We start from the raw sequence: 23,380 nt of genomic DNA, 5'->3' as shown, positions 1-23,380 counted from the left end.
ACTGACCATTCGTCGACTTCTCAAGGACCCGCTACCATGGCATCGACTGCCTCCGACGCCGCAACGCCGTCTGCGCTCACCGCAGACCAACTCCTGTTGCGCCTGCTGGATCTGATCAAGGACACCACCTCCACCCGTGAACTGACCCTTGAACGGGTATCGCAGGCCATGCAGGCGCCCGCGCAGAGTTTCGGCCCGGGGCACTTCGGCTACGGCGGCACGCTGACGCCGGAATGGAGCTACGGCCTCGAAATCAAGACGGCTGGCGCCGCCGATACGCGTCTCGATCTCAATTTCATCGACACCACCGCCGAGCGTAAAGCCAACGCATCGGCGATCTGTCAGGTCGACTTCGATCAGTTCGCCTCGGGTCTGCAGGCCGCGGGCTTCAAGCGTGAAACGATCCGCGGCGAGCACGGCCGCATCATCCATGACCGTTTCGATCGCCCGAACCTGAGCATCAAGGTCGACACGATGGCTGAGAATCCGACCCCGTCTGGCGAGCCGGTGCATGCCTGCGTCCGCCTTGTCACCGTGCAGTAAGGAGCACCGCACCATGCCTACGCTTTCAGCGGATACGGAACGCCTGCTGACCGAATTTGCAGGAAAACCCGATGTAACGACCGATCAGGTCGACAACCTTCGCAAGGCCATCGCCAACTCTCCGGCGCTGGCAGCCCAGGTCGACTCGGCCATCGCCGCCGGTCATCTGCAGCGCTTTGAGCTGCTGCCTGCCGACAGCAGTGTGGGCGGCGAGTACGACGGCGGCGCAAAGACGATCAGCCTGCCGGCATCCAGTCTGTCCACACCAGCGCGGGACAGGCACGACGCTGCAGAGCTGACTTTCGTACTGGGCCATGAGCTACAGCATGGGTTCAATGATGCAGCGACCGAACGAGCCTATAAGCAGTTTGATTCCGATATTGCAGACATTGCCGCACGCGATTCGACCCACGACTACACCCAGGCCATCGGCACCCTGCTCGCAGCCAACCGGCGCGACGAGGCATCGGCGAACATCGAGGGCTGGAACGCATTGGTAGGCATGGTCAAGACCGCCAACCCGGACGCCACGCTGGAAGATCTCTACAAAGCAAGTAACCGTGCAGAGGAGTTCGTGCGCGTGCAGCCCGGCCCGCCGATGACCTATGCCGCGCATCCGGACCTCACACTCAATGCAGACCTGAGCATGACCGCCACTGCCGCCAACATCGAGGGCATGGGCAAGCACTACTACGATGAAGGTGTGTCGTCGCGGCTGGGTCCCAACGGCAATTCGGACTACCAGAACTTCTACGCTGCTTATGCCATCGGCCGGGTCTGCGAGGAAGAGGCCAGGAACCCGGCACCCGATGGCATCAGCCGGATGTCGGTGAACATGGCAAAGCTCGGCCTGCAGGAAAGCCTGCTGGAACAGAACGGCCTGTCTCTGGGTGAGGGCACGCAGCCACGGCAGCCCTACTTCGATACCAGCACCTCGCCGTCCACGCTGCACTATTTCGACCACACCGAGGGCACTTACGCCCACGTGCCCATCACCGCGCAGGCGACCGCCACTCCCTCGGTCGAGGCCCACGCTGCGCCGCTGGCGGGCGGCAACGACCGCGCCCTGCACGACCAGATCCGCGGCAAGGTGGCAGAACTGGATGCCGCCAATGGCCGCAGCTTCGACGCCTCCAGTGAACGCCTGAGCGCAAGCCTGCTGGTGCTGGCCCGCGAGAACGGCCTGGACCGCGTGGATCATGTGGTGCTCAGCCGCCAGGCGGGAGATGTCGGGGCATCGCCCSGCGCACGCCATGCATGGGCCACGCTAGAATGCGCCCATGCGTACCGTCCATGCCCTCCGCTACATCACCCCCTTGCGGGAAGGTGGCTCACTGCCCGCCGTGGTCGAGACCGACGACGACGGTATGGCGGTGCTCAAGTTTCGTGGTGCTGGACAGGGGCCCAAGGCGCTGATTGCCGAGTTGATCGCGGGCGAGATTGCACGCGCGATGGGCCTGCCGATTCCGGAGATCCTGTTCGTGGAGCTGGACAGCGAGTTCGCCCGCACCGAGCCGGACCCGGAGATCCAGGACCTGATCCGCGCCAGCGAAGGCCTGAACCTGAGCCTGGATTACCTGCCCGGCGCGATCAACTACGATCCGGCGGCGATGCCGGTGGACGCCGACCTGGCCTCGCGCATCGTCTGGTTTGATGCACTCACCAGCAACGTCGACCGCACCACGCGCAATCCGAACCTGATGGTCTGGCATCGCAAGCTGTATCTGATCGACCACGGTGCGGCGATGTACTTCCATCACGACTGGGCCAATGCTGGCGACGCCTGCGAGAAGCCCTTCGTACTGATCCGTGACCACGTGCTGCTGTCGTTCGCCAGCCGCATCGCCGAGGTGGATGCCGAGCTGGCTGCGCGCCTGCCTGATGCGGAAATCGAGCGCATCGTCGGCCTGGTGCCGGACAGTTGGCTGGTCGATGAGCCGGCCTTCGACAGCCCCCAGGCTTACCGGCAGGGCTACATCAACTACCTGAAGCATCGCCTGAAGGTGCGTGCGGTGTTCGTGCAGGAGGCCATCCGTGCCCACGCTGCACACGTATGACTATGCCGTCATCCGCGTGGTACCACGGGTGGAACGCGAGGAGTTCATCAACGTCGGCGTGATCGTGTCCTGCCCGGGCGCACGTCACCTGGAAGCGGCGATCGAGATCGACGCTGCGCGGCTGCAGGCCTTCGCGCCGGCGCTGGATATTGAAGCGCTGCAGCCGTGGCTGGATGCCATCGTGGCGATCTGCCGGGGCGATGCGGGCGCCGGCCCGATTGCGCAGCTGCCCGCGCGCGCGCGATTCCATTTCCTGACCGCCAAGCGCAGCTCGGTGGTGCAGATGTCCAGCACACATGTGGGCCGCACGGCGGACCCGGCGGGCGTGGTCGAACACCTGATGTCGAAGATGGTGCGTGTTCCGACCTAGCGCGCTACTTGCCGCCGCCCCAGCGTGCGGTCATTTCGCTGCGGATCGGCATGCGCTCGGTGTTGCTGTCCGTTGCAGTGAAGCGCATCGCCTTGACCGCGTTCAACGCCCAGCCGCTGAAGGCCGTCGACGGCTTGGCATCCACCACCTTTACGTCATACGTGCGGCCGCGCTTGTTGACCGAATAGGCCACGGTCACTTCCTCTGCAAACTGCACACGCCCGGGATCGGCATTCAGTCGTGGGCGGAAGGTGCCTTCCACCGGCTTCCAGTATGTCAGCGCTTCGGCCTGCTGCAGCTGCAGCGGCTCGGGAGACGCGGCGATGGCCATCGGACTCATCGCCAGGGTGAGCGCGAGGGCGGCAGCGCGGAGCAGCATGGGAGGCATGGTTGTCATTCCTTGTACGCCAGTGGTTGGTTTCAAGCGTACGCCATCAGGGGCCTTTCCGGTTCACCGCAACGGTCACCATGAAGTAGGGAATCGCGCTCCACTGCGTGCGCGGATGATGCAGCGATTCCACGCCCATGCCGATCTGGTACTTCACGCTGCCCGGCTGCTCGCGCCAGACGTAAGGCGCGCCGTTGCTCCAGCCACAGCAGACGTACTTCAGTGGCGGCATACCGAAGGTCTGCTGCAGATAGGCTTCGATCTTCGCCGCCGAGGCGCCGCTGACGCGATACCGCGCTTCCATCGGCTGGATGTAGGAATCGTCGTCCTGCGTGCAGCCTACGTATTCCAGCTCGGCTGGTTTTCGTCCCATCGCCTGCAGGAAATCCTGGCAGACGGTGTCGGGCCGGGCCAGGCCTTCGACACGGCCGTGCAGTTCCCATTCTGCAAGCGCACCGGCAGGCGTCTGCGCGCTGGCAGTGACGGCGCTGCCGATCAGCAGCAGCACCCCGACGCCGCAGCGGAGGCGGACGAAACAGGACGCAGGGGGATGCAGCAGGGCGATGGCAGATCCTTCGTGGGCGTGACGAAATGCCATCGTAATCGAACGACGCCACCACCCACTGCGCACGCTTCGATCAGCGCTCACGCGCCATGCTCTTTTCGGTGAAGCGCGCCACGCAGAAATCCAGAAAGCTGCGCAGCTTCGGCGTCACCTGGCGATGGCGGGGATAAAGCAGATTGATCGACGTGGATACGGGCACGAATCGAGGCAGTACTTCCACCAGTTCGCCGCTGGCCAGAGCGGCAGACATCATCTCGAACGGCTGCAGGATCAGTCCCAGCCCACCGACCGCGGCGGTCAGCAGCGGCTCGGCCTGGTTGACCATGAAGCGACTGGAGACCGGCACGGTCAAGACGCCGCCCTGTGGGTCATGGAAGCTCCACCGCGTACGGATCGCCGAGTGGGCGAAACCCAGGCATTCATGCCGGCTCAGGTCCTGCGGGCGGACGATCGGTGGCCGTGCAGCCAGATAGCTGGGGGCAGCGCACAGCGCCAGCGGGTACGGTCCCAGCCGCCGCGCGACCAAGCCGCTGTCGGCAAGATCACCGGTGCGGAACACCAGGTCGTAGCCGTCTTCAACCACGTTGACCAGGCTGTTGGACAGGTTCAGATCCACCTGCACGTCGGGATACTGCTGCATGTAGGCCACCACCGCCGGCCCCAACGCATGCACGCCGAAGGTGACCGGCGCACTGATCCGCAGCCGGCCCATCGGTCGCCCGCGCGCGATCTCGGCCAACTGCTCGGCACTCTCCACTTCCTCCAGGATGACCCGCGCGCGGGCCAGGTACGCCTGCCCGAAGTCGGTCAGGCTCTGCTTGCGCGTGGTGCGGTTGAGCAGTCGCACGCCCAGATGCTGTTCCAGCGTCTGCACATGCTTGCCGACCAGTTGCGGCGACAGATCCAGTGCGTCGGCAGCTGCGGCGAACGAGCCCACCTCGGCCACCTTGGCGAAGCTGCGCAGGGGTGCGATAAGGTCCATTGCAAACTATTGTTTTCCAATGAAACGCCAGATTACCCCTTCTTTCGTTCGCCGGCCACGCGCACAGTAGCGCTCTGTTCCCCCGCCCGGCCACCAGCCGGCGTTCCCTTTGGAGACCCCCATGACCCAGGTTGTCCGCATCCACGCCTATGGCGACGCCGATGTGCTGCGCGTTGACGATATCGATGTACCCGCTCCTGCCGCCGATGAGATCCAGATCCGGGTCAAGGCCATCGGCCTGAACCGCGCCGAGGTGATGTTCCGCAACGGCGCCTATCTGCAGCAGGCAGAGTTCCCCAGCCGCCTCGGCTATGAAGCGGCTGGCCTGGTTGAAGCCGTAGGCAGCGCGGTGACCGGTTTCACTGCAGGCGATGCTGTCAGCGTCGTGCCACCGCTGGATATCGCCCGCTGGGGCACCTATGGCGAGCTGGCCAACGTGCCGGCGCGACTGGTGGTGAAGCATCCGTCTTCGTTGGGCTTCGAGCAGGCCGCAGCGGTGTGGATGCAGTACGTCACCGCCTGGGGTGCGCTGCTGGAGCAGGCCAAGCTGGGTGCCGGTGATTTCGTCATCATCACTGCAGCGTCAAGCAGCGTTGGCCTGGCTGCCATCCAGATCGCCAATGCGGTGGGCGCAACGCCGATTGCGATAACCCGGGGCCCGGGCAAGCGCCAGGCGCTGCTCGATGCCGGCGCCGCCCATGTCATCGCCACTCAACAGCAGGACCTGGTGGCCGAAGTTGCCCGCATCACCGCAGGTGCTGGCGCGCGCGTGGTGTTCGATCCCATCGGCGGCCCGCAGTTCGTGCCGCTCACCGAAGCGATGGCACGCGGCGGCATCCTGCTGGAATATGGCGCGCTGAGCAGCGAGCCGACGCCGTTCCCGCTGTTCAATGTATTGGGCAAGTCGCTGACGCTGAAGGGCTACCTGTACTCGGAAATCGTGTCTGACGATGCGGCGCTGGCGCGTGCAAAGGCATTCATCGTCGATGGCCTGGACAAGGGCGTGCTGGTGCCGCTGATCGCCAAGGTGTTTACGTTCGCGCAGATCCAGGACGCACACCGTTACCTGGAATCGAATGAGCAGATCGGCAAGGTGGTGGTCACGGTTTAACCGCTTGCGCGATACCCCTGTGGCGTTGGGAATGTGCCCACAGGGGTCGTCGCTGCTGACCGTCGGTGTTGCCTGCCCTGCGGCTCATCGCGGCAACGCATACGCCATCACGTAATCCCCCGCCGGCGTCTCCATGAAATGGTGCCCACCGGCCATGATCACCAAGTACTGCCGCCCGCCGTGCTCGTACACCATCGGGTTGGCCTGGCCGCCCGCCGGCAGCTTGGTGTGCCACAGCTCCTTGCCGGTCTTCAGGTCGATGGCACGCAGCAGGTCGTCGGTCGCTGCGGCGATGAAGATCAGGCCGCTGGCGGTCACCACCGAACCGCCATTGTTCGGCGTGCCGATTTCAATGGGCAGGCCGGAGCGGATGTCGAAGGGGCCGTTGCCACGCGCGCTGCCGAACGGCCGGTCCCACAGCAGCTTGCCGCTGCGCAGGTCGATCGCACGGATACCGCCATAGGGCGGCTGCTTGCACAACAGGCCGGTGAACGGCAGCCGCCAACCGGCGTTGACGTCGATGCCATAGGGCGTGCCGACCTGCGGATCCCCTGCCCCTTCGGCACCGCCCTTGTCGGCGCGCATCTGCTCGCGCGGCAGCCAGCCCTTGCGGTCGGCTTCGGCGCGCGGCACCAGCCGGTTGTAGTTGGGCATGTCGTTGTAGTTGGCCACTATCACGCCACGCCGCGTATCGATGGCCACGCTGCCCCAGTCCGAGCCACCGTTGTAGCCGGGGTATTCGATGGAGTGGTGATCGCTGCTGGGCGGTGTGTAGAACCCTTCGTAATGTGCCTTGCGGAACTGGATTCGGCAGACCAGCTGGTCGATGGGGGTGATGCCCCACATGTCACGCTCGGTCAGCGCGTCGTCGCGCCGCAGCGTGTGGTACAGCGAGAACAGCTGGGTGGCGGCGCGCTGCTCGGGCTCCACGCCGCCCTGTGGCACCTTGCGCTCTTCGGCCGGGGTCAGCAGCTGGCCGTTGCGACGGTCGAGGATGTACATGTCGCCCTGCTTGGTGGGCAGCAGGATCGCCGGCACCTTGCCCGATGCCGTCGGGTAGTCGATGAGGCTGGCCTGCGAACCCAGGTCGTAGTCCCAGACGTCCTTGCGCACGGCCTGGAAATGCCAGACCGGCTTGCCGGTAGCCACATCGATGGCGACCAGCGAGGTCGCGTACCTGTTCTCGTTTTCGGTGCGCGAGCCACTCCAGTAGTCGCCTGCGGAATTGCCCATCGGCAGGTACACCAGGCCCAGTGCTTCATCGCCGGTAGCGGTGGTCCACATGTTCGGTGTGCCACGTGTATAGGTCTGCTCGCGCGGTGGCAGGCCGCTGCGCTCGGGCTGGTCCATGTCCCACGCCCAGCGCAGCTTGCCGCTGATCGCGTCGTAGGCCTGGATGACGCCGGAGGGCGCGTCGCGGCGCTGGCCGTCCAGTACCTGGTGGCCGGTAACGATGACACCGCGGACGATCGCCGGCGGCGAGGTGATCGATACGTAACCCGGCGGCACCTCGCCCATGCCCAGGGTGATGTCGACCTGGCCGTTGTTGCCGAAATTCGCGCAGGGGCGACCGCTGTCGGCGTCCACCGCGATAAGGCGGCCGTCCAGCGTGCCTTCGATGATGCGTGCGCTGCAGGCTGAGCGGCTCCCTGGCGCCGCGCTCTGGTGGGTGCGGGTCGGCGGCGGTGCGGGCAGCGCGAGATCGGCGGCCACGTCAGCCAGTGCGGCATCGGCGAGGGTCGGCGCGCTGGGCAGCTCGTAATAGGACACGCCACGGCAGGCGGCCGTATACGGGATCGACGCATCCTTCACCTTCGGGTCGAAACGCCATAGCTCCTTGCCGCTGCCGGCATCGAGGGCGATCAACTGATTGCGTGCGGTGCACAGGTACAACCGATCACCGATCTTCAGTGGCGTGGTTTCCGCACCCCAGCGCTTCTTCGGCAGGTCGCCCGTGCGGAACTGCCATGCCAGTTGCAAGGTTCCCACGTTTTCCGGGGTGACCTGCTGCAGCGGCGAATAGCGGGTGGCGGCATTGCTGCGCCCCCATGCCGGCCAGTCTCCTTCTGCCGGCTGGTCGGCAGGCTGCAGGCCGGTGGTGTCACGGGTGGGATCAAGCCCGGCGCTGACCGCCGGCTCCGGGAACGGCTGATGCCCGTCGACCATGCCATGCGGGGTGAACGCGAGGCCGAAGGCGGCCACGAAGACCAGCATCAGTACAGCGGCCACGCTGCGCGACAGCCGCCTGGGCACCGGCGCCTGCAGGGTCGGCGCCAGCAATGCCAGGACGATGCCGAGGGCGGTCACCAGGCCCAGCCGTGGTACCCAGCGCCAGTAATCGCTGCCCGATTCCCACCAGGTCCACAGCAGGCTGCCGATGAACACCAGTGCATACAGCAGTGCACCGCTACGCCGATTGCCCCACAACAGGATGCCGCAGACCAGCAGGCCCAGGCCGGCGATGGCGTAGTACCAGGAGCCACCGAGGCTGAGCAGCCACGCACCAAGGCCGCCGATGACCAGGCCGAGCACGATCAGCAACAGGGCCAGCACGGTAACGAGAGGATGGCGGGGCGGAGGCGCGTAAGCAGACTGCGGCGTGGCGGACATCGTCGATCTCCGGGGGCAGCATGCGCCCTTATGCCACCGTCACCGTGAAGTGCGTGCGTATTTTCGACTGCAGACACGACGACGCCGGCACAAGGCCGGCGTCGTCGGGTACCTCAGCATCGCGGCAGGATCACTCCTGCGCGGCGTCCTCGCTGCTGGCAGCAGCCGGTGCGCCGTCGGTCGTGGCCGGGGCGGCGGCGGCCACCTCGTCCTCGTCCTCGTCGATCGAGGCATCCATGCGCTCCACCGCCTGCAGCTTCTCGTCCTTGGACAGGCGGATCAGGGTCACGCCCTGGGTGTTGCGGCCGACGCGGCTGATTTCCGAACCACGCGTACGCACCAGGGTGCCGCCATCGGAGATCAGCAGGACTTCATCGTCGGTACCCATCAGCACCGCGGCAACCAGCTTGCCATTGCGCTCGGTGGTCTGGATGCCGATGACGCCCTGCGTGCCACGACCCTTGCGCGGGTAATCCGGCAGCGGGGTACGCTTGCCGTAGCCGTTTTCGGTGGCGGTGAGGATGTAACGCAGGTTGGCGTCGTCGGCACCTTCGATCAGCGCATCGCCCGTGGCGATGGCCTCCTCGACACCGTTGTCGTCCTCGTTCTCGTCCTCGATGCCGCCAGCACTCTCGGCCACGATCAGGCTGACCACTTCCTCGCCGGCCGGCATCCTGATGCCGCGCACGCCGGTAGCGGTACGACCCATCGAGCGGACCTTGTCTTCACCGAAGCGCACGGTCTTGCCGTTGGAGGCGAACAGCAGGATGTCGCGCTCGCCATCGGTCAGGCCGACGCCGACCAGGGCATCGCCCTCGTCGAGGTTGATCGCGATCTTGCCGCGGGCCAAGCGGAAGGCGAACTCGCCCAGAGGGGTCTTCTTGACCGTACCGTTTTTGGTGGCGAAGAACACGAACTGGCCATCGGCGTACTCGCGCACCGGCAGCACGGCCTGCACGCGTTCGCCCGGCTCAAGCGGGATCCAGTTGATGATCGGACGACCGCGGGCATTGGAACCGGCTTCAGGCAGCTGGTACACCGGCAGCCAGAACACCTTGCCCGAACTGGTGAAGGTCAGCAGCGTGTCGTGCGTGTTGACCAGCCACAGCTGTTCGATGAAATCYTCTTCCTTGGTCGACGCCGCGCTGCGGCCACGGCCGCCACGGCGCTGCGCGCGGTACACGCTCACCGGTTGGCGCTTCACGTAGCCGGCGTGGGAGACGGTGACCACCACGTCTTCCGGGGCGATCAGGTCGAGGATGTCCAGATCTTCTTCGCTGTGGCGGATCTCGGTACGGCGCTCGTCACCGAACTCGGCCCGCACGTTGATCAGCTCTTCGCGGATCACCTGCAGCAGGCGATCGGGATCTTCCAGGATATGGATCAGCCCGGCGATCACTTCCAGCAGCTGCTTGTATTCCTCGGTCAGGCGGTCCTGCTCCAGCCCGGTCAGGCGATGCAGGCGCATTTCCAGGATCTGGGTCGCCTGGATCTCGGTCAGCTGATAGCCGCCTTCGATCAGGCCCACGCCCTTGGGCAGGTCATCGGGACGCGAGGCTTCGGCACCGGCGGCGCCGAGCATCGAACCGACCAGGCCCGGTTCCCACAGGCGCGCAAGCATGCGCTCGCGTGCCTCGGTGGGGTTCGGCGAGGTCTTGATCAGTTCGATCATCTCGTCGATGTTGGCCAGCGCAACGGTCAGGCCTTCCAGCACGTGGGCACGGGCACGCGCCTTGCGCAGCTCGAACACGGTGCGGCGGGTGACCACTTCGCGACGGTGGCGGACGAAGGCCTCCAGCATCTGCTTGAGGTTCATCAACTGCGGGCGGCCGTCGACCAGCGCCACCATGTTGATGCCGAACACCGACTCCATCTGGGTCTGCTGGTAGAGGTTGTTGAGCACAACCTCGGCCGACTCGCCGCGCTTGATTTCGATGTAGATGCGCATGCCGTCCTTGTCGGACTCATCGCGCAGCTCGCTGATGCCTTCGATCTTCTTTTCCTTGACCAGCTCGGCGATCTTCTCGATCAGACGCGCCTTGTTCACCTGGTAAGGAATTTCAGTGACGATGATCGATTCGCGGCCGTTGTCGGCCACTTCGACATCCGCCTTGGCACGGATGCGCACGCGGCCACGGCCGGTGCGGTAACCGGCGATGATGCCGGCGGTGCCGTTGATGATGCCCGCAGTCGGGAAATCCGGGCCCGGGATGAACTCCATCAGGCCGTCGATATCGATTTCCGGATTGTCGATCAGCGCGATGCAGGCATTGATCGATTCGGTGAGGTTGTGCGGCGGAATGTTGGTCGCCATGCCCACCGCGATACCGGCCGAACCATTGACCAGCAGGTTCGGGAACCGGGTCGGCATGACCGTCGGCTCCAGTTCCTTTTCGTCGTAGTTGGGCTGGAAATCGACGGTTTCCTTGTCGATGTCCGCCATCAGCTCATGCGCGAGCCGCGACATGCGCGCCTCGGTGTATCGCATCGCCGCGGCGGAGTCGCCGTCGACCGAACCGAAGTTACCCTGGCCATCGACCAGCATGTAGCGCAGCGAGAACGGCTGTGCCAATCGCACCAGCGTGTCGTACACCGACTGGTCGCCATGCGGGTGGTACTTACCGATGACGTCACCGACGATACGTGCCGACTTGAAGTAGGGCTTGTTGCTGTGCGCGTTGAGTTCATTCATCGCAAACAGCACACGACGATGCACCGGCTTGAGGCCATCGCGCGCATCTGGCAGCGCGCGCCCCACGATCACGCTCATGGCGTAATCGAGGTAGCTCTTGCGCATCTCGTCTTCCAGGTTGACCTGGATGATTTCCTTGGCGGTTTCTGCCATTCGGGTTCCGTTGTCTGGTAGCGGTCCAGTCCGGCGCATCCACCCGGGGGTGGTCGTGCCGGAACCTCGATTCAACCGCTGGATTCTACCACACGGGGCCGTTTTCCGCCTGCCTTTACGGTGATTTTACCGGCACAAATCAGGAACTTAGGGGGTTGCCGGCCAGCGGCCGGCACTACCGGACGCCGGGGTCGGAGCCCTTTCCAGCGGAAAGGCACCCGCCCCTGCCCGCGTCAACCGCCGAAGGCGGTACGCATGTTCTCTGCGGTCGGGTTCAGGATCACCCCCCGCTCGGTCACAATGGCATCGATCAGCTCGCCCGGGGTGACATCGAACACCGGGTTCCAGGCGGCGATGCCCTCGGCCACGGTGCGGGTGCCCCCCACGCCGTACAGTTCGCCCGGATCGCGCTGTTCGATCTCGATCTGGCTGCCGTCCACGGTATCCATGTCCACCGTCGAGGACGGCGCCACGACCATGAACTTCACCCCGTGGTGGCGGGCCGCGATGGCCAGCTGGTAGGTGCCGATCTTGTTGGCGGTATCGCCATTGGCGCAGATGCGGTCGGCGCCCACGATCACCCACTGCACCGCACCGGTCTTCATCAGGTGCGAGGCGGCCGAGTCGGCGATCAGCGTCGCGTCGATGCCGTCCTGCTGCAGCTCCCATACAGTCAGGCGCGCACCCTGCAACCACGGCCGGGTCTCACCTGCGAACACACGGGCGATGCGGTCCTGGGCCATGCCGGCGCGGATCACGCCCAGCGCCGTACCGAAGCCGGCGGTGGCCAGCGAGCCGGTATTGCAATGGGTCAACACGCCGCTGCCGGCCTCGATCAGGCCGGCACCGAGTGCGCCCATGTGGCGGTTGGCGGCCAGGTCTTCTTCGGCGATCGCTTGCGCTTCAGCCTCCAGCAGCGCCTTCCAGTCGGCGCCGGCAGCGCTCAGGCAACGTCGCATGCGTGCCAGCGCCCAGGCCAGGTTGACCGCGGTCGGGCGCGAGGCATTCAGCCGCTGCAGCGCCGGTTCCAGCTGCTGCAGGGCATGCGCGCCATCGGCAGCCTGCACATCACGTGCGGCCAGCACCACACCCCAGGCAGCGGCGATACCGATGGCCGGCGCACCGCGCACGGTCAGGGCGTGGATGGCGGCAGCCACCTCATCACTGTCATGGCAGGCCACATGCTCGACCACGAACGGCAGCTTGCGCTGGTCAAGCAGTTGCAGGGCATCGCCGGTCCACAGGATCGGGCGGATGTGGTCGTAGCGGGCGTAATCGAGGTCGGTGGCGGTATTCATGGCCCCATTGTAGGGCCACGCCACGCACGGATGGACCCCGTCCGGGGTCAGTTCACCGAGAATTCGGCGCGGCAGCCGCCGTCGACCCAGATGCCGTTGCGGTTCCAGCCCCAGGTGCTGCCTTCCTCGCACGGGGTGCTGGAAAGCTGGTTGGAGATGGTGGCGCTGGTGGAGATGCTGGCGCCACAGAAGCGGCGCTTCTTGGACTTGGATTCGCAGGTCAGCCGGCGCGGCATGTCGACGAAACGGCCCTGCTCGTCGGCCACCTCGAAGTCACCCTGGCAACCCCGGGTGGTCCACACCTCATTGCGCTTGTAGCCCCAGCCCTGCCCTTCCCGGCACGGCAGCACCGACAGCTGCCGCAGCAACCGTACCGGCGCACCGTCCAGGCGTACCGGGCAGCTCTGCGGGCGACCGTTGGACTCGCAGCGCACCACCCGTCGCACCAGGCGCTTGCGACCCTCGGCCGAGGGCGCGACATCATTCTCTGCACGGCGCGCGCGGAACTCGGCGCGGCAGCCCAGTGTCACCCACACGCCACTGCGGTCGGTGCCCCACTCGCTGCCACGGATGCAGCTGTTGCTGGACAACTGGCGGATCAGGTCGACGCCGTTGCTGACATCGATGTCGCAATGCACCCAACCCATGTCACGGGATTCGCAGGTCACTACTTCGTTGTCATAGCCAAGTGACTGCGCCGATGCGGTCGACGGAAGCAGGCCACCCCATATCGCCATGGAGTACATCGGTGCCGCTACGACCGCAAACCACTTGACCAAAGCCTTCCCCATGAATGGATGAACCACGACGCAAGTGTGCGGTATCGGCTGTGATAAGAGCATCATCGTGCTTGCTGAATCAAGCGCGCAAACGCGTGTTTTCGTTCAGCCTGCCAGGTCCAGGGGAAATCGGCTCATGCGTGGGCGAAATCGAATGCAAGCACGTCGGCGATGCGCGGTGTGCGGTGCATCGCCATCAGCAGGCGATCAATGCCAACGGCAACACCGGCACAGGCGGGCATTGAAGGCAGTGCACGCAGCAACGCTTCATCCAGCGCGGGCTGTACCTGCCCCCGTGCATGGCGACGCTGCAGGTCATGCTGGAAACGCGCGCGCTGTTCAGCCGCATCGTTCAGTTCGTGATAACCGTTGGCCAGTTCCACCGCGCCCAGGTACAGCTCGAAACGCTCGGCCAATGGCGGTGTGCCGGGGCGGATGCGCGCCAGTGCCGCTTGGCTGGCGGGCCAGTCGTGGACCACGGTCATGACCGCGTCATCGAAATGCGGTTGGATACGGTGGGTCATCAACAGATCCAGCCAGTCATCGCGGGTCAGGCCCACCGGATCGATGTGCACCTCGCCCAGCGCAGCGCGCAGTTGCCCCTCATCGGCATCGAACGGGTCCACGCCTGCGTGTTGCTGGAACAGTTCGCGATAGCTCAGCACGCGCAATGTCGCGCTGCGGCCAACCAGCGCCAGTGCCTGCACCACCAGTTCCGCGGTTTCCTGCAGCAATCGATGGTGGTCCCAGCCAACCCGATACCACTCCAGCATGGTGAACTCGGGATTGTGGCGGCCACCGGCTTCGCCATTGCGGAACACCCGGCCGAGCTCATAGCAATCGCCCACGCCGGCAGCGAGCAGGCGCTTGAGCGGGAACTCCGGCGAGGTGCGCAGCCAGCGGCGTCGACCGCCCGCATCGACGTGGCCGCTGAAATCGGTATGGAAGCTGTCGATGTTCGGCTCGGTGTTGCCGGCCACGGAAAGAATCGGCGTTTCCACTTCCAGCACGCCACGCTCGGCGAAGAAGCGCCGCACCAGCGCATTGAGCGTGGCGCGCTGTTGCAGGCTGCGCAGCAGTGCCTCGCTCACAGGATGCCCTCCGGGCGCGGATGGTCTAGCGGCAGGGTCAGCAGATCGCGCGTGTCATCGATGTAGCCACTGGCCAGGTACAGGCGGCGCGCCAGTTCGTTGTGATGGTTCACCTCCAGCCGCAGCCGGCTGACCCCGCGCCCGCGCGCGCGTTGTTCGCAGATGGCCAGTGCCCGCTTGCCACGGCCACGGCCACGCGCGCGGTGGCTGAGGTAGAGCTCGTCCAGCAGCATGAAATGGCCGCCCTGCTCCAGGCTGAAGCCCATCGCGATGACCGCATAGCCAACGACGGCCGCGGCCTCGTCCAACCACAGCAGTACTTCCCCGTTGCGCGGATCGGCCAGCAGCGCATCGACACCACGGCGTACGCGCGCATCGTCGAATTCGATCTTGTCTTCGGCGTAGAAATCGCGCATCAGCGCGATCAGCAGTTCCTCGTCGGCACGGGTGGCCAGGCGGAAATCCAGCGGAGCGGTCTGCATCAGTGTTCCTTTGCGGTTGCGTGCCGGGTGCCTGCGCACCCGGCCGGTTCATCACTCGTGTTCGGCCAGGTAGGCCAGCAGGCGCTCTTCATCCCACACCGGAACGCCCAGCGATTGCGCCTTGTCCAGCTTTGAACCCGCCTCGGTGCCTGCCACCACGAAACTGGTCTTCTTCGACACGCTGCCGGACACCTTGGCGCCCAGCGCCTCCAGACGCTCCTTGGCGGTATCGCGATTGAGCTGGGCCAGCGTGCCGGTAAGCACCACCGTCTGCCCGTCCAGCGGGCCGGCCACCACTTCGGCCAGGGCCGGCGCAGTGGCCAGGATGTGCTTCATTTCCACTTCGGCGGCCAGCAACATCGCGCCATGGCCCTCGCTGTCCAGCCAGTCGGCGACGCCGCGCGCGGTGTCATCGGGCAGGCCGGCATTGACGAACTGGCCGTGCTCGGCGTCCAGCACCGACTGCGCGCTGGGCAGTGCGGCCACCAGCTTCTCGGCACGCAGGCGGGTAATGCCGGGAATCTCCGCTTCGACCAGCAGCTGGGCAAGGTCCAGCCCCTCGCGCAGCTTCGCACTTGGCGGGTGCACGTCGCTGATGCGCACCTGCCCCACCTGCAGCAGCGCGTCGATGGCCTGCTGGTTGCCTTCCTGTTCGAAGAAATGGCCCAGCGAGCGCGCCACTTCGCCACCGATGTCGGGCACGCGCTTGAACAGCGGCCACGGCAGACGGCGGATCAACGCCAGATCGCCAAACCACAATGCCAATGCCTTGGCGGTGCTCTCGCCGACGTGCTCGATGCCCAGTGCGAACAGCAGTCGCTCCAGCGTCGCATCACGGCTGGCATCGATCGCTGCGATCAGGTTGTCAGCCCACTTGGTGGCGATCTTCTTCGTGTTCCATTCGAAGGCCGCCGGCTGCGCCAATGCCTGCGCGCGCCACCCCGTATCGTTGCCATCCAGTTTCAACACAGCGTTGAGCACCGCGCCACTGCCTTCGGCCGGCAGGTGCAGTTTCAGGCTGGCCGCGAGTGCCGAAGGGTCTTCTGCGTCCAACACCAGCTTCAGGTGCAGCAGTTGGTCGCGGGTGAGGCGGTACAGATCGGCCACGCTCCTGACGATGCCGGCGTCCACCAGGGTTTCGATGTACTTATCGCCAAGGCCGTCGATATCCATCGCCCGTCGTGAAGCGAAGTGGGCGATGGCCTCCTTGCGCTGCGCCGGGCAGGACAGCTCGCCCGAACAACGCCAGGCAGCAGCCCCTTCCTCGCGCACGATTTCCGAGCCGCACACCGGGCAGCTGGTCGGCATCTGCCAGGGCGTGGTGCCCGCAGGGCGGCGATCGAGGATGACGCTGACCACTTCCGGAATCACATCGCCGGCACGGCGCACGATCACACTGTCGCCCACGCGCACATCCAGGCGCGCGATCTGGTCAGCGTTGTGCAGGGTTGCGTTGGACACGATCACCCCAGCCACCGCGACCGGCGCAAGGCGCGCCACCGGGGTGGCAGCACCGGTACGGCCGATCTGGATTTCGATGGCCTCCAGCGTAGTGCTCTGTTCCTGCGCCGGGAACTTGTGCGCGATGGCCCAGCGTGGTGCGCGCGACACGAAGCCCATGGCCTGCTGGCCGGCGCGGTCATCGAGCTTGTAGACCACGCCATCAATGTCGAATGCCAGGCCGTCGCGACGCTCGCCGATGTCACGGTAGTACGCCAGCAGGCCGTCGCTACCTTCCACCACCTGGCACAGATCGCTGACCGGGAAGCCCCATTCGCGCAGCTGTGCCAGCGTGCCCGAATGCGTATCGGGCAGCTCACCACCCTGCACTTCACCGGTACCGTAGGTGAAGAAACTGAGCCTGCGCTGCGCACTGATCTTCGGGTCAAGCTGGCGCAGCGAACCGGCCGCGGCATTGCGCGGATTGGCCAGCACCTTGCCACCATGCAGGCGCGCGCGCTCGTTGTAGGCCTCGAAGTCGGCGCGGGCCATGTAGACCTCACCGCGCACTTCCAGCACATCCGGCCAGTCCCTGCCTTTCAGGCGCTTGGGAATGTCGCCGATCTCGCGCAGGTTGGCGGTCACGTCCTCACCGGTGCTGCCATCGCCCCGGGTGGCGCCCAGCACGAAATGACCGTCCTCATAACGCAGGCTGATCGCCAGGCCGTCCATCTTCGGTTCGGCGGAAAAACGCAGGGTGCCGCGGCGCAGGCGCTCATCGATGCGGCGCACGAAGTCGGCCACTTCCTCATCGCTGAAGGCATTGGACAGCGACAGCATCGGTACTGCATGGGTGACTTCGGCGAAACGTCCCGACGGACGTGCCCCGACCTGCTGGGTCGGGCTGTCGGCACGGGCGAGATCAGGATGCTCGCGCTCCAGCGCCTCCAGCTCGCGCACCAGGCGGTCGTAGTCGACGTCGGGGATCTCCGGCGCATCCAGCTCGTGATAGGCGCGATTGGCCTGGGCGATCTGCCGGCGCAGGTCTTCGGCACGTTCGGCGGGGCTGGGGCTCATCGGAATCCGCGGGTTCTGGGATGGCCGGGAATTCTACCGCGCCTGCGCGTCAGGGCCTGTCTGTAGCGTCGAGCGCGGCTCAACGGGTGGCGAACAGCAGCCGAGCGCGGCCTGACTCTGCACGACCGCTTGCCGGCAATCACTGCCAGCGCTAGCGTGCGTCGGTCGCCCTTCCGGAACTACCCCTGTGACCCTGCCTGCCTCCCGTCGTCACTTCCTGCAACTGGCCGGCGCCGGACTCGCCCTCGCCAGCAGCGGCCCGCCCCGGTCGGCCCAGGCACAGCCAGCGACCGTGACTTCGCCAAACGCCAATGAAGGCGCGGTGCTGCTGAACTTCAACGAATGCCCCTATGGCCCCTCGCCCGCCGCCCAGCAGGCGGCACGCGACAGCATCGCCAGCTGCGGGCGTTACCGCTTCGCCCTGGCCGGTGAGGTACGCGATGCCTTCGTTGCCCAGGCCGGCATTCCCGCTGACCACGTGCGCCTGTATCCGGGCTCCAGCGAACCGCTGAACCGTGCGGCGACGCTGTGGACCGGCCCGCAGGCGGGCCTGGTAGTGGCCGACCCGACCTTCGAGACATTGGGTGAGATGGCAGCCGCGCGTGGCGCCCATGTGCAGAAGGTACCGCTGCGCAGCGATGGCGCGCACGACCTGCGCGCGATGGTTGCCGCCGCGCACGCGCAGCCGACCGGCCTGCTGTACGTGTGCAATCCCAACAATCCCACCGGCTCGATCAGTCCCGCCGAAGAACTGGCCTGGCTGCTGGCCAACAAGCCAGCCGGCACCCGCGTGCTGCTGGACGAGGCCTATCTGCAGTACAGCGAACAGCCCAGCCTGATTGCACAGGTAGCCCGGCGCGATGACCTGATCGTGCTGCGCACCTTCTCCAAGCTCTACGGCATGGCCGGCCTACGCCTCGGCGTGGCTGCAGCGCATCCCGAACGCCTGCGCGAGCTGGCCAGCCTGGGCGAGAACCCGCTGCCCGTGCCTGCGCTTGCGGCAGCCCTGGCCAGCCTGCGTGACCCCCAACTGATCCCGCAGCGACGCCTGCAGAATGCCAGGATCCGGCAGAGCACCATCGCCTGGCTGGGCAAGCGTGGCTTCAACTGCCTGCCGACCGAAGCAAACTGCTTCGTGGTGGATGTACAGCGCGACGGCGCTGCCTTCGCCAAAGACATGGCGGACAACGGCGTGGTGATCGGCCGCAGCTGGCCAATCTGGCCGCAGCGCGTGCGCGTGACCGTGGGCACCGAGGAAGAGATGGTGCGCTTCCGCAGCGCGTTCGCGAGGGTGGCAGGCGTACCGGCCTGACACAGTTGGCAGGGGCGAACCTTTGTTCGCCCCATCCACGCATGGCGTGGATCTACTGGTCTGGTGGGTGCCGACCGTTGGTCGGCACGCCAGGACCTGCCGCGCTTACCAGCGCGGGGTCTTGGTCAGCGGCGGGGCCTGGTGCTGGCGGTCATAGGCGCGCAGCTCATCACGGATGTGGGCGATGCGCTGGCGACCGAGCGCGTTGCGGCCGTCATCCAGCACCACGCCATCGAGCAGCTCGGCCATGCGCTGCACGGTCGGCAGCATCTTCTCCCAGGCGTCCAGCGCGGTCAGCGGCGCCGGAAGAGTCAGGAAGAAGGCGATGGCCGGGGTTTCCATGGCGCGGATGTTGCCCATGTCGAAGCTTCCCGGTTTCATGATGCTGGCCATCGAGAAGATCGGGCCCCGTTCGGGATGACCCTCGACCAGCCGGTGGAAGACATTCATGTGGCCAAACACCAGACCGGTCTTTTCCGCTGCCACGACAATGTCTTCGCCGCGCAGTTGTTCGCCGGCGCGGGCGGCGACGAACAGCGAAACGATCTTGTCGAAATCCTGGGTCGCACGCTTGCCCAGATCGTTGGCCGCGCCATCGACGTCGGGCAGCCCCAGTTCGGCCTGCTCGACCGCGTCGCCCATGCCAGGCTCGACGCGGCCGTCGGTCACGGGCACGCCATCCTCGCCCAGCACCGGCTCGCGGCGTTCGCCGCTGGTCGGTTCAGCGCTATCGAGGCGACGGCCCTGGGGCTTCTTCTTGGGACGGCCAAACAGGAAGATCGCAGCGACCAACAGCAGGCCGGCGGCCAGGATGCCGATGCGCAACAGTGCCGTGTCGGACATTCGTTAGGTTCTCCGGCTAGTTCATTCAGGTAACTAGGATGGCACGTCAGGCCGCGCCCGCCAATCGCGCGGCTTCTTCCAGGTCCACGCTCACCAGGCGGCTGACACCCGGTTCGCGCATCGTCACGCCCGACAACTGGTGCGCCGCTTCCATCGTGGCCTTGTTGTGGCTGACGAACAGGAACTGCACCTTCTCGCTCATTTCCTTGACCATGTTGGCCAGGCGGCCGACGTTGGCTTCATCCAGCGGCGCGTCCACTTCGTCCAGCAGGCAGAACGGCGCCGGGTTGAGCTGGAAGATCGCAAACACCAGCGCCACGGCGGTCATCGCCTTTTCGCCACCGGACAGCAGCGAGATGCTCGACACCCGCTTGCCCGGGGGGCGCGCCATGATGGTCACACCGGTGTCGAGAAGGTCTTCGCCGGTCAGCTCCAGGTAGGCGTGGCCGCCGCCGAACAGGCGCGGATACAGCGCCTGCACACCGGCGTTTACACGGTCGAAGGTGTCCTTGAAGCGACCCCGGGTTTCGCGGTCGATCTTGCGGATCGCATCTTCCAGGGTCTCCAGCGCGGTGGTCAGATCCACGTGCTGGGCATCCAGATACTCCGAGCGCTGCGAGGCTTCGCCGTACTCGTGGATCGCGGCCAGGTTGACCGGTTCAAGCCGGCGCATGCGACCGTCGATCTGGTGCACGGCCTGTTCCCAGTCGCCCAAGCGCGCCTCTTCGGGCAGCGCGTTGATTACATCCTGCAGCACGAAACCGGCCTTCTCCACTGCGCCCTGCAGGGTTTCGGCACTGAGTACCAGCGCCTGCTGGTCCAGCTTGCGCTGCGAGATACGCTCGCGCTGGGACAACGCCTGCTCGTCGCGCTGGTGGCGGGTCTGCTCGTAGTTGCGCAGTTCGGCATCGATGCCATCCAGCAGCGTGCGCGCTTCGGTCAGCACGCGATCGGCACGCACGCGCTCTTCCAGCGCGTTCTGGTGCTCGGCCTGCAGCGACTCGACCGGTGTATCGCCTTCGTCCAGCTGCGAATGCAGTTCGCCCAGGCGCGAATCCAGCTGGCCACGCTGGGTGCTCATGCGTTCCAGCGCCTGGCTCAACGAGGCCACCTGGGCGCGCTGCGATTCCAGGGTCAGGGCCAACGCGTGCGAACGCTCGCGTACCGCACGGGCGGCGTCGCGGGCCAGATCGCGCGCCTCGGTCAACTGACGGCGTTCGCCCTCCAGGCCCTGCCGGTTCGACTCCAGGTCACCCATGCTGTTGACCGCATTCTCCAGCCGCGAACGCGCTTCACGCGCCTGCTCGCGATTGATGTCCAGGGTCTCCAGCAACTGGCTCAGCTCGCCTTCGATACGGTCGATGCGCGTACGTGCCGCCTCGACCTTGCCCTGCTGGCCCTGCAGCTGGCCGGCCAGTTCGGACACCGCGCGGTGCGCCAAGTACAGCGCGCGCTGCGCATCCTCGCGCTGCTGTTCGGCCGCCAGCAGGTGCTCACGGAAACCGGCCAACTGTTCTTCCAGTTCGGCTTCGCGCGATTGCAGCTGTTCTATCTGCTCGCGCAGCTCATTGATTTCGCGTTCGCGCAGCAAGGCGCCCTGCTTGGCGGCGCCGGAGCGCGATACGCGCACCCAGCCTTCGCCCAAGCGTTCACCGCCCTGGGTGATGATGGAATCACCCTCAGGCAGGCTGGCCTGCAGTGCATTGGCTTCGGCCAGGTCGCGCGCACCGTGCAGGCGCGCAAGCAGGCGCCGGATCGGCGCCGGGCCACGCACGCGTGCAGCCAGCGAGGTCGGCGCAACCTTCAGGTCCGCGCCGTCATTGGCAACCAGCGCGATGCGGCCTTCGCCCAGTTCGCCCAGCGCGTCGACCAAGCTGGCCGGGTCATCGACCAGCACGCCTTCGATCAACTGGCCGAGGGCGCTTTCCACTGCGTTTTCCCAGCCGGCATCGACGTCCAGGCGCTCGCCCACGCGCGCGGCCGAATCCAGGCCACGCGACTTCAGCCACGCCACCGCCGCGCCCTGCTCCTGGCCGAGTGCAGCCTGCTGCAGGGTTTCCAGCGAAGACAGGCGCCCGCGCAAGCCATTGACCTGCTTGCGCAGCTCGGCCAGCTCGTTCTGCCCGTTGCGCTGCTGCTCCTGCACGGCGGCGACACCGTGCTTGCGCTCCTCGACCTGCTCGGTCAGCTCATCCAGCGCGGTCTTCTGCGTATCGTGCTGCAGGTGCAGCTGCTCGAAGACTTCATCCAGTGCATCCACGTCCAGCCCAGCACGTTCGGCCGCCAGCGCTTCGCGGCGGCGATCGGCATCAAGGATCTGCTTGTCCAGGTAGTCCACGCGGGTGCGCTCGACCTCGCCAGCGCGCGAGGCTTCCGAGCTCTGCGAGGTGTGCTGCTCCCAACGCTGCTGCCAATCGGACAACCGCGCTTCGGCCTCACGCAGGCCTTCCTGCTTGATCTCGTTCTCTTCCTGCAGTTCTTCCAGCTGCGGGGTGGCCGCATCGACCGCTTCGCGCAGCACCATCAGCTTGGCTTCGTCACCACTGATGTGCTGGCCAAGCTCGGCCAGTGCCTGGCGGGTTTCATCGCGCGCCTTGTGCAGACGCTGCGACAGTTCGCGCTGGTGCTGGATCTGCTGTTCGAGACGGGCCAGCGTACTGCCCACCTGGTAGACCTCGGCCTGCGCGGCATTGAGCGCGTCGGCAGCCTCCTCGCGGCGCACGCGGGAAGTCTCGATCCGCGCCTCAGCGTCGCGCTGGTCGGCAATCAGCTGCTGCAGCTTGGTTTCTTCCTGCGACAGCCCTTCGCGCAGCTTGGACAGGCGACCATCCAGGCCACGGTATTCCAGCGCCTTCCACTCCGCATCCTTGACCCGGCGTTCTTCCTGCAACGCCTGGTACTGCTCGGCCTGCTTGGCCTGCCGCTTGAGGTGCTCGAGCTGCTTGGTGATTTCCTCGCGCAGGTCGCCAAGGCGGTCCAGGTTCTCGCGGGTGTGGCGGATGCGGGTCTCGGTTTCCTTGCGGCGCTCCTTGTACTTGGAGATGCCGGCGGCCTCTTCCAGGTACACGCGCAGGTCTTCCGGGCGCGCTTCGATGATCTGGCTGATCATCCCCTGCTCGATGATCGAGTAGCTGCGCGGGCCCAGGCCAGTGCCGAGGAACAGGTCGGTGATGTCGCGACGACGGCACTTGGTGCCGTTGAGGTAATAGTTGCTGCTGCCGTCACGGCTGACGGTGCGCTTGACCGAGATCTCGTTGAACGAGGCGTACTCGCCGGAGATCGTGTGGTCGGAATTGTCGAAGATCAGCTCGACGGTGGCCTGCGAGACCGGCTTGCGGGCATTGGAACCGGAGAAGATCACGTCGGTGAGCGAGTCACCACGCAGGCGGCTGGCCGAACTTTCGCCCATGACCCAACGCACCGCATCGATGATGTTCGACTTGCCGCAGCCATTGGGGCCTACCACGCCGGTCATGTTGGTCGGCAGGTGCAGGGTGGTCGGATCGACGAAGGACTTGAAGCCGGACAGCTTGATCGTGGAAAGACGCATGGCGTGATTGGGTTCCGGGCAAGGGCCTTACGGCCGC

The 23,380-nt window shown here is 66.0% G+C and carries 17 protein-coding genes and 1 pseudogene; 6 read left to right on the top strand and 12 right to left on the bottom strand.

Annotated elements, in window-relative coordinates:
• The first annotated feature begins 36 nt into the window (after nt 1-36).
• The 4 genes and pseudogenes from AB4Y98_RS10845 to AB4Y98_RS10830 all read left to right on the top strand — a co-directional run bounded on the left by AB4Y98_RS10845 (nt 37) and on the right by AB4Y98_RS10830 (nt 2,970).
• Complete coding sequence (locus tag AB4Y98_RS10845) at nt 37-543, top strand: hypothetical protein (RefSeq protein ID WP_312786037.1); 507 nt, start codon at nt 37-39, stop codon at nt 541-543.
• Nucleotides 512-1,762: pseudogene (locus tag AB4Y98_RS10840) on the top strand (XVIPCD domain-containing protein); the annotation flags it as partial. The gene AB4Y98_RS10845 and the pseudogene AB4Y98_RS10840, both read left to right, overlap by 32 nt.
• A 61-nt stretch (nt 1,763-1,823) precedes the next feature.
• Nucleotides 1,824-2,600: a HipA family kinase gene (locus tag AB4Y98_RS10835; RefSeq protein ID WP_442244336.1), complete on the top strand. Its 777-nt coding sequence runs from the start codon at nt 1,824-1,826 to the stop codon at nt 2,598-2,600.
• The gene (locus AB4Y98_RS10830; protein WP_442244335.1) at nt 2,578-2,970 is read left to right on the top strand and encodes a DUF3037 domain-containing protein; all 393 of its coding nucleotides are present in this window, start codon (nt 2,578-2,580) and stop codon (nt 2,968-2,970) included. Before AB4Y98_RS10835 ends, AB4Y98_RS10830 begins: the two co-directional genes overlap by 23 nt.
• Before the next feature lie 4 nt (nt 2,971-2,974).
• Here AB4Y98_RS10830 and AB4Y98_RS10825 read toward each other — a convergent pair whose 3' ends face one another.
• The 3 genes from AB4Y98_RS10825 to AB4Y98_RS10815 all read right to left on the bottom strand — a co-directional run bounded on the left by AB4Y98_RS10825 (nt 2,975) and on the right by AB4Y98_RS10815 (nt 4,905).
• Nucleotides 2,975-3,358 (bottom strand): energy transducer TonB, encoded by a 384-nt coding sequence (locus AB4Y98_RS10825; RefSeq protein ID WP_442244334.1) that lies wholly within the window; start codon nt 3,356-3,358, stop codon nt 2,975-2,977.
• 46 nt (nt 3,359-3,404) lie between these two features.
• Nucleotides 3,405-3,866 (bottom strand): DUF4952 domain-containing protein, encoded by a 462-nt coding sequence (locus tag AB4Y98_RS10820; RefSeq protein WP_442244333.1) that lies wholly within the window; start codon nt 3,864-3,866, stop codon nt 3,405-3,407.
• A gap of 130 nt (nt 3,867-3,996) precedes the next feature.
• Nucleotides 3,997-4,905, bottom strand: a complete 909-nt coding sequence (locus AB4Y98_RS10815) for a LysR substrate-binding domain-containing protein (protein ID WP_442244332.1) — start codon at nt 4,903-4,905, stop codon at nt 3,997-3,999.
• Nucleotides 4,906-5,026: 121 nt separating this feature from the next.
• Between AB4Y98_RS10815 and AB4Y98_RS10810 the strand changes: the two genes are divergently transcribed.
• The gene (locus AB4Y98_RS10810) at nt 5,027-6,016 is read left to right on the top strand and encodes a zinc-dependent alcohol dehydrogenase family protein (RefSeq protein WP_442244331.1); all 990 of its coding nucleotides are present in this window, start codon (nt 5,027-5,029) and stop codon (nt 6,014-6,016) included.
• Nucleotides 6,017-6,100: 84 nt separating this feature from the next.
• Here AB4Y98_RS10810 and AB4Y98_RS10805 read toward each other — a convergent pair whose 3' ends face one another.
• From AB4Y98_RS10805 to ligA, 7 genes are all read right to left on the bottom strand, one after another.
• Nucleotides 6,101-8,626: a membrane-bound PQQ-dependent dehydrogenase, glucose/quinate/shikimate family gene (locus AB4Y98_RS10805; RefSeq protein WP_442244330.1), complete on the bottom strand. Its 2,526-nt coding sequence runs from the start codon at nt 8,624-8,626 to the stop codon at nt 6,101-6,103.
• Nucleotides 8,627-8,756: 130 nt separating this feature from the next.
• Nucleotides 8,757-11,471, bottom strand: coding sequence for a DNA gyrase subunit A (gyrA, locus tag AB4Y98_RS10800; protein ID WP_363732757.1), 2,715 nt, complete (start codon nt 11,469-11,471; stop codon nt 8,757-8,759).
• A gap of 233 nt (nt 11,472-11,704) precedes the next feature.
• Complete coding sequence (gene mtnA, locus AB4Y98_RS10795) at nt 11,705-12,769, bottom strand: S-methyl-5-thioribose-1-phosphate isomerase (RefSeq protein WP_059064602.1); 1,065 nt, start codon at nt 12,767-12,769, stop codon at nt 11,705-11,707.
• Between the two features lie 47 nt (nt 12,770-12,816).
• The gene (locus AB4Y98_RS10790; RefSeq protein ID WP_442244359.1) at nt 12,817-13,548 is read right to left on the bottom strand and encodes a DUF3011 domain-containing protein; all 732 of its coding nucleotides are present in this window, start codon (nt 13,546-13,548) and stop codon (nt 12,817-12,819) included.
• A gap of 134 nt (nt 13,549-13,682) precedes the next feature.
• A complete protein-coding gene (gene epmA, locus AB4Y98_RS10785) occupies nt 13,683-14,639 on the bottom strand; it encodes an EF-P lysine aminoacylase EpmA (RefSeq protein ID WP_312787270.1) in 957 nt (318 codons plus the stop codon).
• Nucleotides 14,636-15,121, bottom strand: coding sequence for a GNAT family N-acetyltransferase (locus tag AB4Y98_RS10780; protein ID WP_025876917.1), 486 nt, complete (start codon nt 15,119-15,121; stop codon nt 14,636-14,638). The genes epmA and AB4Y98_RS10780 overlap by 4 nt, the downstream gene beginning before the upstream one ends.
• Nucleotides 15,122-15,172: 51 nt before the next feature.
• Entirely contained in the window at nt 15,173-17,644 is a 2,472-nt protein-coding gene (ligA, locus tag AB4Y98_RS10775; RefSeq protein ID WP_442244358.1) for an NAD-dependent DNA ligase LigA, read from the bottom strand.
• A 181-nt stretch (nt 17,645-17,825) separates the two neighbouring features.
• Here ligA and AB4Y98_RS10770 point away from each other — a divergent pair, with 181 nt between their 5' ends.
• Nucleotides 17,826-18,950, top strand: coding sequence for a pyridoxal phosphate-dependent aminotransferase (locus tag AB4Y98_RS10770; RefSeq protein WP_442244329.1), 1,125 nt, complete (start codon nt 17,826-17,828; stop codon nt 18,948-18,950).
• Between the two features lie 105 nt (nt 18,951-19,055).
• On the opposite strand, the gene zipA is transcribed toward AB4Y98_RS10770, so the two are convergent.
• Nucleotides 19,056-19,793, bottom strand: a complete 738-nt coding sequence (zipA, locus tag AB4Y98_RS10765) for a cell division protein ZipA (protein ID WP_363732749.1) — start codon at nt 19,791-19,793, stop codon at nt 19,056-19,058.
• 46 nt (nt 19,794-19,839) lie between these two features.
• Nucleotides 19,840-23,343 carry a chromosome segregation protein SMC gene (gene smc, locus AB4Y98_RS10760; RefSeq protein WP_442244328.1) on the bottom strand — a complete coding sequence of 1,168 codons (3,504 nt, stop codon included), beginning with the start codon at nt 23,341-23,343 and terminating at the stop codon, nt 19,840-19,842.
• Between the last annotated feature and the right edge of the window lie 37 nt (nt 23,344-23,380).

This window comes from Stenotrophomonas sp. 2YAF26, assembly GCF_052114625.1.
GTDB classification, from domain to species: Bacteria; Pseudomonadota; Gammaproteobacteria; order Xanthomonadales; family Xanthomonadaceae; genus Stenotrophomonas; species Stenotrophomonas indicatrix.
The sequence above is the reverse complement of the archived record's forward strand: the minus strand, read 5'-3'. Positions and strand labels throughout refer to the sequence as shown.

Coding starts and splice junctions, on each gene's coding strand:
- AB4Y98_RS10845 (WP_312786037.1), top strand. CDS start 37: ATGGCATCGACTGCCTCCGACGCCGCAACGCCGTCTGCGCTCACCGCA.
- AB4Y98_RS10835 (WP_442244336.1), top strand. CDS start 1,824: ATGCGTACCGTCCATGCCCTCCGCTACATCACCCCCTTGCGGGAAGGT.
- AB4Y98_RS10825 (WP_442244334.1), bottom strand. CDS start 3,358: ATGCCTCCCATGCTGCTCCGCGCTGCCGCCCTCGCGCTCACCCTGGCG.
- AB4Y98_RS10815 (WP_442244332.1), bottom strand. CDS start 4,905: ATGGACCTTATCGCACCCCTGCGCAGCTTCGCCAAGGTGGCCGAGGTG.
- AB4Y98_RS10810 (WP_442244331.1), top strand. CDS start 5,027: ATGACCCAGGTTGTCCGCATCCACGCCTATGGCGACGCCGATGTGCTG.
- AB4Y98_RS10805 (WP_442244330.1), bottom strand. CDS start 8,626: ATGTCCGCCACGCCGCAGTCTGCTTACGCGCCTCCGCCCCGCCATCCT.
- mtnA (WP_059064602.1), bottom strand. CDS start 12,769: ATGAATACCGCCACCGACCTCGATTACGCCCGCTACGACCACATCCGC.
- AB4Y98_RS10780 (WP_025876917.1), bottom strand. CDS start 15,121: ATGCAGACCGCTCCGCTGGATTTCCGCCTGGCCACCCGTGCCGACGAG.
- zipA (WP_363732749.1), bottom strand. CDS start 19,793: ATGTCCGACACGGCACTGTTGCGCATCGGCATCCTGGCCGCCGGCCTG.
- smc (WP_442244328.1), bottom strand. CDS start 23,343: ATGCGTCTTTCCACGATCAAGCTGTCCGGCTTCAAGTCCTTCGTCGAT.